The organism is Moritella sp. F3, from assembly GCF_015082335.1.
Taxonomy (GTDB): domain Bacteria; phylum Pseudomonadota; class Gammaproteobacteria; order Enterobacterales; family Moritellaceae; genus Moritella.
The window spans coordinates 72,156-84,751 of the sequence record NZ_BLRL01000008.1 but is presented as its reverse complement, the minus strand read 5'-3'; the positions used below and the strand labels follow the sequence as shown (position 1 = coordinate 84,751).

Genomic DNA, 12,596 nt, shown 5'->3' with positions numbered 1-12,596 from the left:
TCATAATTCCTAAGGCTGCACTGCGTAATCAGCAGAGCTCACGATTAAGTAAATGGCTTCTTTCAACTGTCTTTTCTGACCTTTAATATGGCTTAAATGTGATTGTAACTGCGCTTTAAATGCGGATGTCATTTTTCCAGCTAACAATAGTTGATCAAGATACTCCAACATATCAATACTGTTACCAGCAAGCGCTAGCGGTTCACTAAGATCTAAATCAAAATTCGCTTTGTTTGACACTGTTTGTTTAAACATTAACGATAACTGCTTGATGATAAGCGGATCAACCATTATCTGTGATTCAGGCGATACCGTAGTCATTTGTTGGTTAGCAGGAACGCCACTCAATGAACCAGAATGCGACTGACCACTTTCTTTAAAGTCGCCGTTAAAATCGGGTTGTTCATTCGTTTTTAAATCAACTTGATAATTCGCTTCAAAGTCTGGCTGATAGAAATTAAACACTGAATCAGCGCGCATTGCCCCCTGACCAAATGTGCTACTCAGCTGACGTAATTGATAATGTTCTGACTTTGGCGTTGCTGAAAACGCGCGTAAAAAGCCAATGTAATTCAACAAAGGTTCTTTTAATTTTAACGCTGGAGACGTTAATGGCGCTTGAGCATCATCATCCAATAAAATAGCTTGTACTACGGCACCTAAATCACCGCGCACACCAGCACCATTATCATTGAATACTGTAGCAATACGTTTAATATATTCAGGAGAAGGATTAGATGCCACTAATCGTTGGATCAATTGGCGACTAATAAAAGGCCCCACATTAGGATGGTTAAACAATAAGTCTAAACTTGCAGATAATTCTTTATCCGCTTTCATTCCCGCTTTTATTGATTGACCAAATAATTGCTTTTCATTGTAGTCATGCTGCTTTGGTGACAATTCCATAAAAGTATCATAACGACCCGTACGACGATTACCATAACGCCTGTTTTCAACCAGATCCCAACCGGTAAATACGCGTGCTAAATTTTCAACATCCGCTTGTTGATAGCTCGGCAGTTTATTGCCCTGCTTATCTAAAATAGTTTGTCCGCTAATATCTAATTGATACAAACCAATACTAAATAATTGCATCACTTCGCGAGCATAGTTTTCATCGGGAAAAGTGTTCTTATTGAGATTGGCTTTACGGTTACCTTGCATCGAAAGGTAAACGCCCATCGCAGGTGATAAGGTCACATCTTGCAACAAATCTCGATAATTACCAAAGCTGTGTTTAACTAATAAATCGTAATACCATGCTAAACCATCACCGTATTTAGCCAGTGGCGGTTCTTTGCTTGATACCACTAATATCTGTGATAAGGCAAACGCCACGCGCTGACGTAATTGATCTTGCGCCGTTAATGCATGCTCTAACCAAACCGATTCTTGTGCTTTTAAACAGGCGCGAGGATTTGGCGATTTTTTATTTTCCACCTTGCTCGTATTAGCACGGTCTGAGCCATCGACTATATTCGTTGTAGGGGTAATCGAACCATCACAGTATTGTGTCGTTAAAGGATAATGCCAGCTTGGGGCTAATTGCATCTGCGTCGCGATCCATTGCTGACGTGTGACTTGTTGCGCATTTAGCAGAGTTTCAGGTGTAGGCCCAAAACTGCCTTGGTATAATAATTTTACTGCGGCATTGGTGACTGACTGTGATTGATTCGTCAGCAGTGGTGTCGTGTAACTATTGGCTTGTGCCACTGCAGTACTGTTACTCGCCGCAGCAGGACTTAAATTTAAACAAGCTAATAAAGTACAGCTGATACCGTTCACAAATAAAGATTTACTCATCCTAGATCACATCCTTAAAAACGGTGACCTTTGAATATATGCTGATTTTGTTTTCACGACAGTGATCTATGTCTCACTGATAAGCAGATCTTGCAGACTTGATTATGCTAACTTTATCCCCCATATATCTTTCATAAACAATATTTATACCGATACGCAATTTGATGGAGCCAATCAGTGCAGAATTATATCCTTGACCTTACCAGTGAAAATTTTCAAGAGATCTTGCTACAAGGCAAATACTCACAACCAATCGTCATTGATTTCTGGTCTGAACGTGCACCAGAAAACCAAGTAAGTGCGCGCCTATTAAACATAGCTCAAAGCTTCAATGGCGAAATTGTACTTGCACGACTTAATTGCGATCGTCATCCTGAATTAGCACAGCAGTTTGGTATTAAAAGTTTACCCACCGTAGCTATTTTTAAAGATGGTAAACCAGTTGATAGCTTTGTGGGCGAGCAAGAAGAAGCGGCTATCCGTGAAATCATCAGCCGCCATTTACCAAAACAAGAACAGGTATTACTGCAGCAAGCACAAATGCTATTAATGGATAGCAAGTTTGCTGAAGCCGTGCCATTAATAGGCCAAGCTTACGAACTCGCACCGGATAATACTGATATTAAAATTGCTTATGCGCAAGCGCTATTAGGTTCACACCAAGTTGAAGCGGCTGAAGCATTACTAGATACCTTCGCCGAAGAAGAGCAACAAAGTCATCAATATCAGACACTGCGTTCGCATTTGGATACGGCAAAAAAATCTGCGGAAACGCCAGAGATCGTTGCATTAACAGCTGCGCATCAAGCAAATCCAGATGACTTACAAATAGCTTATGACCTAGCTATCCAATTGCAAATAGTAAACAAGCATAACGATGCGATGGCGCTGTTATACAAGATCTTAACTACCGAATATGATTTCTTAGAAGGTGGGGCTAGAAAGATTTATTTAGAATTATTATCAGTGATGACAGATGCCGCCGTTGTGGCTGATTACCGTCGTAAGCTGTATACCTTGATGTATTAACTTCCAGCTTAATCATTTCAATGAATAAGTAGATCATAAACCTGAGTGTCATGCTCAGGTTTTTTTTATTCAAATACTCTAGCTATGCATAAACAGGATAATCGTAATGATGGCCTTCATCTGTATACGCCGTTACCACAACATCAGCAACTAACCCAGTCTCAGCTTGCACTTGCGTCTCGAAAAAATGTTGGATCTGTTTTCTATTTCCATGTGCAGTCCAAGCCTCTGCATTTTCCCAAATTTCGTTAAATACAATTGAATATTCACTATTGGTTGCACTTGGATGGCTAATCTGACGAGTAAGCATATATTGAATACAACCTTCTTCTCGGTATGAATCCGGTTCTAATGCTTTTAAGATTTCAAATAACGCGTCTTCTTTACCTTCCTTTGGTTTAAATTGCGCTAAAACGTATACTCGGCTTGTCATAACAGTTCCCTTTTATTTTATAAGTTAAGTAATATTAGAATAAATTAAATGGTATTAGATAAAATTGACACATTAGCACTAATAGTTCGATGTAATTGAAACCAGTGCAAACTACTGAAAGTGTAGTTATTTAGTTAATGAATAGTTACTATACACTCTGTCAATAGCAATATTAAGTACTAATGCATCATTATTAGATGATAGTTATACTCATCACAAATAATGACAAAGTGGTATGATTTCAGGTGTTTTGATGTAAAGAACCGTTGTTTGTTTGGTTTATATGGTATTATGGAGAAAGTAGATACGGAGCATCTGCTAGGATAACAGCTGTTGCGATTTCTGCAACCTAGCTATAACATTTATCAATCCCCCTAGGATCTACGCTTATTTTAAGACACTAGGTCAGATGTTCCTAATTTTAGCAGGGGGACCATATGCTAGTAATCCAGGGAATAATATGTCTGACGAAAATTCAAAGATTATTTACACTTTAACGGACGAAGCTCCGTTATTGGCGACTTACTCACTTCTACCGATCGTAGAAAAATTCACTTCAGCTGCCGGTATTGATGTAGTTAAAAGTGATATCTCGGTTGCAGCCAGAATCTTGGCCGAATTTCCAGATTACTTAACTGAAGAACAACAGTTACCAGATAACCTCAGTGAGCTAGGCCGTCTGACGCAAGACGCAAGCACTAACATTATTAAACTGCCAAATATCAGTGCATCTGTACCACAGTTGCAAGCAGCGATTAGTGAATTGCAATCTCAAGGTTTCAACATTCCAAACCTGCCAGAAAATCCAGAGTCTGAAGAAGAAAAAGAGCTGCTACAGCGCTATTCCAAAGCCCTAGGTAGTGCTGTAAACCCAGTACTTCGTGAAGGTAATTCAGATCGCAGAGCACCAAAAGCAGTTAAAAACTTCGCCCGTAAACACCCACATTCGATGGGTAAATGGAGCCAAGCATCACAAACTCACGTAGCACACATGCGTGAAGGCGACTTCTACCACGGCGAGAAATCAATCACACTAGACAGTGCGCGTAATGTAAGAATGGAACTCGTTGCTGAAAATGGTGAAACGACAATTCTTAAAGATAATATCGCATTACTCGATGGCGAAATTATCGATAGCATGTTTATGAGCAAAACGGCACTGTGCGAATTTTATGAGCAAGAAATGCAAGATGCTTATGAAACAGGCATGATGTTCTCATTACACGTAAAAGCAACGATGATGAAAGTATCTCATCCGATCGTGTTCGGTCACGCGGTAAGAATTTTCTACAAAGATGCATTTGCTAAACATGATGAACTATTCAAAAAACTAGGCGTTAATGTAAATAACGGTTTGTCTAACCTTTACGAAAAAATCGAAGGTTTACCAAGCTCACAACGCGAAGAAATCCGTCGTGACTTACACGCTTGTCATGCACACCGTCCAGAACTTGCGATGGTAGATTCTGATAAAGGTATCTCAAACCTACACGCGCCAAACGACGTGATTGTTGATGCATCTATGCCAGCAATGATCCGTAGTGGCGGTAAAATGTGGGGGGCTGATGGTCGTCCTAAAGACACCAAAGCAGTGATCCCTGAATCAACATTTGCTCGTATTTACCAAGAAATCATTGCCTTTTGTAAAACCAACGGTGCATTTGATCCTGTGACTATGGGTAGCGTGCCAAACGTTGGCCTAATGGCACAAAAAGCCGAAGAATACGGTTCGCACGATAAAACATTCGAAGCATCTGTAACAGGTGAAGCACGTATCGTTGATATCGATACAGGCGAAGTACTGATGACTCAAGATGTAGAGAAAGACGACATCTGGCGTATGTGCCAAGTTAAAGATGCACCAATCCGCGACTGGGTTAAATTATCAGTAGCACGTGCAAGAGATTCAGATACACCAGTAGTATTCTGGCTTGACCCTTACCGTCCACATGAAAACGAACTGATCATTAAGGTAAATGAATATCTTAAAGATCATGATACTGAAGGATTAGACATCCAAATCATGTCACAAGTTCGTGCGATGCGTTACACGCTAGAACGTGTAGCTCGTGGTCTAGATACTATTTCAGCGACGGGTAACATTCTACGTGATTACCTTACTGATCTATTCCCAATTATGGAATTAGGTACTAGTGCTAAAATGTTATCTATCGTGCCATTAATGGCTGGCGGTGGTTTATTTGAAACGGGTGCCGGTGGTTCAGCGCCGAAACACGTACAGCAACTTGTAGAAGAAAACCACTTACGTTGGGACTCACTAGGTGAATTCTTAGCATTAACGGTTTCTTTAGAAGATGTGGCTAAAAAGACAAATAGCATTAAAGCCAAAGTATTGGCAACAACGCTAGATCAAGCAACAGAGATGTTACTTGATAACGGTAAGTCGCCATCACGCCGTACCGGTGAACTAGACAACCGTGGTAGCCACTTCTACTTATCTTTGTTCTGGGCTAAATGCATCACAGAGCAAACAGATGATGCAGAACTTGCAGCACAGTTTGCACCACTTGCTGCAAGTCTTGCTGAAAATGAACAACAAATTGTTGAAGAGCTAAATTCAGCTCAAGGCAAAGCAGTTGATATCGGTGGTTACTTCAACGCAGATCCTGCGAAGATGGAAGCTATCATGCGCCCAAGTGAAACATTTAACGCATTACTGAAAGTAGCGCTTAGCTAATAACAGTGTTTCACAAATAACAGAGCATCGTTATTTAGCAGAAAACCCGTAATAGATTAGTCTGTTACGGGTTTTCTGCTACCTATTAAAAGTTCCCCCACTTCCCCTCTCACTGCTGACTCGACATGCTGTGATCTTTAATCTAAATGTCTGCAATATCCTATTTATACTATGATCACTGGCGTTTTATTTTTTAAAGCGTGATTTAAAATAGAACAACTCTGATAAAATGACGTAAAATAAAGTATTGCTATGCACTTTAAAGTAAAGATCGTGGAACTCAGGTCATAAGGTATACAAGTTGAATTTTAGATGTGATTTAAATGGGTTAAGAGCAATCGCATTGATTGCTGTCGTATTGTTCCATTTTAATCCGAGCATTGCGCCCGGAGGTTTTGCTGGTGTCGATATTTTCTTCGTCATTTCAGGGTTCTTAATGACCGGCATTATCTTTAAAGGACTAAATACTGACTCGTTAAATATTGTCGACTTTTATTTATGCCGAGCTAATCGAATTATCCCCCCGCTCGCCGTACTTTGCCTTATCCTATTGCTCTTTGGTTGGTTTTTATTACCACCGATGGACTATGTTAACCTAGGTAAGCATGTCGCTAGCAGCATCACATTTCTATCAAACATTACTTATTATTATGAGTCTGGTTATTTTGATGACAGCGCCTACGAAAAATGGTTGCTACATACCTGGTCATTGTCCGTCGAATGGCAGTTTTATATTATATACCCTGTTATACTTCTGTTTTTAAAACAATTTTTCTCTCTAGAAAATTTAAAACGCCTGTTAATCGTCGCCACTATCCTAGGGTTTATATTTTGCGTTGTGGCTACAGATAAATGGCCAACCTTCGCTTATTTTTCTCTCTCAACTCGTGCTTGGGAAATGTTATTAGGCGGCGTCGCTTATTTCTACCCGATAAAATTACAAGAAAATCAAAAAAAGTTACTCGAAATTATTGGCATTACGTTAATGCTATTATCATTTACCTTCACGTCTAAAATGACGCCTTGGCCGGGCTACGTAGCTTGCGTGCCTGTATTTGGTACCTATCTCATTCTACTGAGTAACCGAGAAACCAGTATATTCACTAATAACAGGTTATTTCAAACACTCGGCAAATGGTCATACTCTATCTATCTATGGCACTGGCCAATTGCGGTCTATGGCGCGTATTATCAATTAGATAACTGGGTACCAATTGGCATAACACTGTCTGTTGTTTTTGGTGCTATGAGTTATTACCTGATTGAAAAAAATCAGTTTAAACGTAATAAGCATACGATAGTGTTTACACTACTATCAGCTTTAGTTTTTGTGGTTTTTTATAAATCGACGCCTTTTCTGTTACACCAAGTATCAGGGATGCCTAAACATATTATTGAAGCCAATTTAAATCAATCTGATAAAGGTGAGCTTTTTACTTGGCAAATGATAGACAAACTAAAAAGACATAAAATTGATAACAATAAATTAAATGTGCTGTTTATTGGCGATTCTCAATCGGCTGATTTTGTTAATGTCGTCAATGAGAAAATCAATGTGATGAATAATGACAAAATTAATTTTATGGCGCTAAAGGTATCCGCCAAGTGTGGTGTGTTTTACCACCTGCCTAAACCATTAAATGCGCTCTACGACAGGATCAACCTCTCTGAAAATATCGGCGAGAAAAAGTTACTTAAATGTGGTCAAAGGATCAGAAAAATAACCGCTGATACGCGCTTATTAAATGCTGACTATATTTTCATTGCGATGAATTGGCGTAACTGGTCTTTAAATTATAATATCCAAGCCATTAAAGTAATCAAACAAAGAAACCCGCAGGCCAAAATTTATATTATCGGTAACAAAGGCATCGCCAAACCCCTGCCAGTGCTCATGGTTAACGCCTTTAATGATGAACAAGAGGTCAGCGAAGTTGTCTTTAACTCACTACCTGCGACTAATATGAAAAATAATACTTTTTTCCGTAAAAATCAGGTCTCAGATTACCAATTTATTAACATGACTTACGCATTCTGTCCTGTTAAAAAGTGTAATGTAATCGATAAAAATGGTCTGCCGTTTTTCTATGATGAAGTGCATACCACCAAGCAAGGGGCTATGTATCTCTCTGACAGACTCAAACCGCTATTGCCACCTGAGTTTTATCAACCCTAAATCGATACACAGACAATAGCCGTTATCATACTTGAGTATTTTAACGGCCGATTCAATTAGCCTATAAATAGATCTTCAAAATTTGCTACAATCGTCTTATAAGCATCTTAATTATTAGCGATATCATGTCAAAACCAGCACCAGCAAAACCTAAATTAACTCTAGGTCGAAAGAAAAACCCATCAGAACAGGGTAAAAAGAGCCAAATTAGCTATACCAACACGGTAAAGCCACGTGGAAAAAGTAATCGTCCGCAACATAGCAAACCAAAAGAAGCTGGTCCAACGCAAGTTTATGTATTCAACAAACCGTATATGGTGTTAACCCAGTTTACCGATGCTGATAATCGTGAAACATTAAAAGACTATATCAAGGTGCCTGATATTTATGCTGCAGGTCGCTTAGATCGTGACAGTGAAGGCTTATTGCTGCTAACGAACAACGGTCGCTTACAAGCAAAATTAACCCAACCTGGTGAGAAAACAGAAAAAACCTATTGGGTTCAAGTTGAAGGTGAACCTAGCCCTGAAAAACTCAGTGATTTACGCTACGGTATTGTCTTAAAAGACGGCCCAACACTCCCCGCTAAAGTTGAAATTATGACCGAACCAGCGGTATGGCCACGGGTACCACCAATCCGTGAACGTCAAAATATTCCAACAACCTGGTTAGCAATTACCATTGTTGAAGGCCGTAATCGTCAAGTACGCCGTATGACCGCACATATCGGCCATCCGACCTTACGTTTAATCCGCTATCGCATTGGTCCTTGGACACTGGATAACATCCAACCAGGTGAGCTAGTTGAAAGCAGTATTAACATGATGAATTAAGACCAAAGCCTGTTTTTGCGCTGGTCTTCATGGTAAAATTCGCGCCATTGAAACTTGGTCATCAAAGAAGGGTAAATAACCTGACAAAGAACATCGGTTTCAACAATATATTTAATACATAAGCAAAAAAGCCTTTAACTTTATTTGCATTACTACAAGAGTAATTAAAAGGTCCTATGACAAATACTACAATTGACGCAAGTACTAAAGCATTAAACAGTACTAAAAAAGTAATCGTTGGCATGTCCGGCGGTGTTGACTCATCTGTATCTGCTTACCTGCTACAACAGCAAGGTTATCAAGTAGAAGGCCTGTTCATGAAGAACTGGGAAGATGACGATAATGATGAATATTGTGCCGCTGCTGAGGACCTAGCAGACGCACAAGCAGTATGTGATAAATTAGGTATCGAGTTACACGCTATTAATTTCTCTGCTGAATACTGGGATAACGTGTTTGAATACTTCCTTGCTGAATACAAAGCAGGTCGTACACCAAATCCAGATATTCTTTGTAACAAAGAAATCAAATTTAAAGCATTCCTGCAGTTTGCATCAGAAGTACTTTCTGCTGACTACATTGCTATGGGTCACTATGTTAGCCGTCGCGAAAAAGCCGATGGCACATTTGAGATGCTACGTGGCTTAGACAGCAATAAAGATCAAAGCTATTTCCTTTACACACTAGACCATGTGCAAGTTTCTCGCTCATTGTTTCCAGTCGGTGAATTAGAAAAGCCTGAAGTACGTCGTATTGCTGAAGAACAAGATTTAATCACAGCAAACAAAAAAGACAGTACCGGTATCTGCTTTATTGGTGAACGTAAATTCACTGAATTCTTAAGCAAATACTTACCTGCACAACCGGGTAAAATTGAAAGTGTTGATGGCGAAGAAATTGGTGAACACCAAGGTCTGATGTATCACACACTAGGTCAACGTAAAGGCCTACATATCGGTGGCATGAAAAACAACAGCAGCCAAGAACCTTGGTATGTAGTTGATAAAGATATGGAGCGTAACGTATTGCTTGTGGCACAAGGTCACAACCACCCACGTTTATTTTCAGAAGGTTTAATGGCGTCGCAACTCCATTGGGTTAGCCGCGAACCATTAACACAGCCGCTACGTTGTACTGTAAAAACACGTTACCGTCAGACTGATGTGCCTTGTTTAGTAACACCAATTGGCGAAGACCAAATTGAAGTAACTTTTGATAAACCCGAACTTGCTGTTACACCAGGTCAATCAGCGGTATTTTACCTTGATGACGTTTGCCTAGGTGGCGCAATCATTGATGTTCAAATTAGGGGCTAACAGTGTCAACTAACTTCCAAGAATCAAATATTGCCTTTGCAGGTGTTTGTCAGGCCGCGGCGCTTGTACATCAACTTGCAACAACAGGCAATTGTGACGAAACACAATTAAGTAATACTTTACGCTGTGTGATCGTGACAGACCCAAGCCAAACTATCGAGGTTTATGGCGAATACGCAAACCTAGAATTAGGGTATAAAACCCTCATTGCTCAGTTAAGTAATACCTCTAAAGGTCCTGATAGCGCCTTAACACGCTACATGATCGGCTTAGTTGCACTAGAGCGTAAACTGGCTAAACGTAATGATATTCTTGGAATGTTAGGTGAGCGCATCTCACAAGTGAAACGTCAAACTCATCATTACGAGTTAACGGAAGCACAAATTTTAAGTAACATGGCGTCAATTTATGTGGATTTAATTAGTCCACTTGGCACCAAGATCCAAATTGCAGGAACAGCAAGTTTCCTACAACAAACGCTGGTGAGAGATAAGATCCGCGCATTACTATTTGCCGGTATTCGTTCAGCAGTGTTATGGCGACAAACAGGCGGTCAACGTCGCCAAGTAGTTTTCAATCGTAAACACATGGTAGAGCAAGCAAAGCAACAATTAGCTCGAATTTAACCTAAACACACCCAGGAGTATGTAATGGAATTATCAGCGTTAACAGCTGTTTCCCCGGTCGATGGTCGCTACGGTAGTAAAACAGTAGCCCTGCGTTCAATTTTTAGTGAATTTGGTCTAATCAAATACCGTGTACAAGTAGAAGTTCGTTGGTTACAAAAACTAGCTGAATGTGACGCGATTGCAGAAGTACCAGCACTAAGTGCTGATGCAAACGCTGCATTAAACAGCATCACAGATAACTTCTCTGAAGCTGACGCTGCGCGTATTAAAGCAATTGAAAGCACTACAAACCACGATGTAAAAGCAGTTGAATACTTCTTGAAAGAGAAAGTAGCTGATAACGCAGAACTGAATGCCGTTTCTGAGTTCATCCACTTTGCTTGTACTTCAGAAGACATCAACAACCTGTCTCACGCATTAATGTTAACTGAAGCGCGTGAAACTATTCTTTTACCTTACTGTGAAAAGCTTATCGATAGCCTTACAGTATTAGCAAAAGAATATGCTGCTGTACCATTATTATCACGTACTCACGGCCAGCCTGCATCGCCAAGTACTATGGGTAAAGAATTTGCTAACGTTGTTGTGCGTTTACGCCGTCAAATGTTACAAATCGCTAATGTTGAAATCTTAGGTAAAATCAACGGTGCTGTAGGTAACTACAACGCACACATCTCGGCTTACCCTGATGTTGATTGGAACGAGTTCTCTGAAGAGTTCGTATCTAGCCTTGGCGTTGTATGGAACCCATACACTACGCAAATCGAACCGCATGATTACATTGCAGAACTTTATGACGCAATTGCACGTTTCAACACCATCATTCTTGATTTTGACCGTGACATCTGGGGTTATATTTGCCTAGGTCACTTCAAGCAAAAAACGATTGCTGGTGAAATTGGCTCTTCAACAATGCCGCATAAAGTTAACCCGATTGATTTTGAAAACTCAGAAGGTAACATTGGTATTGCTAACGCATTATTCAATCACCTTGCTGCAAAATTACCGGTTTCTCGCTGGCAGCGTGATTTAACAGATTCAACTGTATTACGTAACCTAGGTGTTGCTATCGGTTATTCTGTTATTGCTTACGAGTCTACGTTAAAAGGGGTAAGTAAATTACAACTTAACGAAGAAGCGCTACTTGCTGATCTTGATCGTAACTGGGAAGTTCTGGCTGAGCCAATCCAAACAGTGATGCGTCGCTACGGCATCGAAAAACCATACGAAAAGCTAAAAGAGCTTACTCGTGGTCGTCGTGTTGATGGTCCTGCAATGCAAGAATTCATCGATACACTAGACCTAACTGATGCAGTTAAAGCGGAATTAAAATTAATGACGCCAGCTAACTACATCGGTCGTGCTGTTGAGTTCGTTAACGAGCTATAGTTTAAGTTGTAAATAGCTAATCAGTGGATAGCTAATCATGCTATCTACTGTTCATTATGCTATAGACTGTTAAGCACACAGTAGATAATAAAACAGCCCAAGTAACGCGTTAACTAGAAATAGTAACAAATTGCTTGGGCTTTTTTGTGCGCTAGTTATCATTCCCACTTTTGATATCAACAAAGTGAATATCGTAAAAACACCAAAATGCAATATATTAATTCAAAGCGAAACGTAAAAACAACACTATAATTTCAACCTGAAACGCCAAGCCAGCCTTTTGTAAA

The 12,596-nt window shown here is 39.9% G+C and carries 9 protein-coding genes; 7 read left to right on the top strand and 2 right to left on the bottom strand.

The window, feature by feature from the left end:
- Positions 1-9 precede the first annotated feature (9 nt).
- Complete coding sequence (locus tag JFU56_RS14465) at positions 10-1,806, bottom strand: DUF1800 family protein (protein WP_198437996.1); 1,797 nt, start codon at positions 1,804-1,806, stop codon at positions 10-12.
- 177 nt (positions 1,807-1,983) lie between these two features.
- Here JFU56_RS14465 and JFU56_RS14460 point away from each other — a divergent pair, with 177 nt between their 5' ends.
- Positions 1,984-2,835 carry a tetratricopeptide repeat protein gene (locus JFU56_RS14460; RefSeq protein ID WP_198437995.1) on the top strand — a complete coding sequence of 284 codons (852 nt, stop codon included), beginning with the start codon at positions 1,984-1,986 and terminating at the stop codon, positions 2,833-2,835.
- An 82-nt stretch (positions 2,836-2,917) separates the two neighbouring features.
- Here the strand turns inward: JFU56_RS14460 and JFU56_RS14455 are convergent, their stop codons facing one another.
- Complete coding sequence (locus JFU56_RS14455) at positions 2,918-3,268, bottom strand: putative quinol monooxygenase (protein WP_198437994.1); 351 nt, start codon at positions 3,266-3,268, stop codon at positions 2,918-2,920.
- 460 nt (positions 3,269-3,728) lie between these two features.
- Here JFU56_RS14455 and JFU56_RS14450 point away from each other — a divergent pair, with 460 nt between their 5' ends.
- The 6 genes from JFU56_RS14450 to purB all read left to right on the top strand — a co-directional run bounded on the left by JFU56_RS14450 (position 3,729) and on the right by purB (position 12,309).
- Positions 3,729-5,966, top strand: a complete 2,238-nt coding sequence (locus JFU56_RS14450) for an NADP-dependent isocitrate dehydrogenase (protein WP_198437993.1) — start codon at positions 3,729-3,731, stop codon at positions 5,964-5,966.
- 301 nt (positions 5,967-6,267) lie between these two features.
- Positions 6,268-8,142: an acyltransferase gene (locus tag JFU56_RS14445; protein WP_198437992.1), complete on the top strand. Its 1,875-nt coding sequence runs from the start codon at positions 6,268-6,270 to the stop codon at positions 8,140-8,142.
- A gap of 125 nt (positions 8,143-8,267) precedes the next feature.
- Positions 8,268-8,975, top strand: coding sequence for a pseudouridine synthase (locus tag JFU56_RS14440; RefSeq protein ID WP_198437991.1), 708 nt, complete (start codon positions 8,268-8,270; stop codon positions 8,973-8,975).
- Between the two features lie 176 nt (positions 8,976-9,151).
- The gene (gene mnmA, locus JFU56_RS14435; protein ID WP_198437990.1) at positions 9,152-10,291 is read left to right on the top strand and encodes a tRNA 2-thiouridine(34) synthase MnmA; all 1,140 of its coding nucleotides are present in this window, start codon (positions 9,152-9,154) and stop codon (positions 10,289-10,291) included.
- A gap of 2 nt (positions 10,292-10,293) precedes the next feature.
- Complete coding sequence (hflD, locus tag JFU56_RS14430) at positions 10,294-10,917, top strand: high frequency lysogenization protein HflD (protein WP_198437989.1); 624 nt, start codon at positions 10,294-10,296, stop codon at positions 10,915-10,917.
- 24 nt (positions 10,918-10,941) lie between these two features.
- A complete protein-coding gene (gene purB, locus JFU56_RS14425; protein WP_198437988.1) occupies positions 10,942-12,309 on the top strand; it encodes an adenylosuccinate lyase in 1,368 nt (455 codons plus the stop codon).
- Positions 12,310-12,596 lie beyond the last annotated feature (287 nt).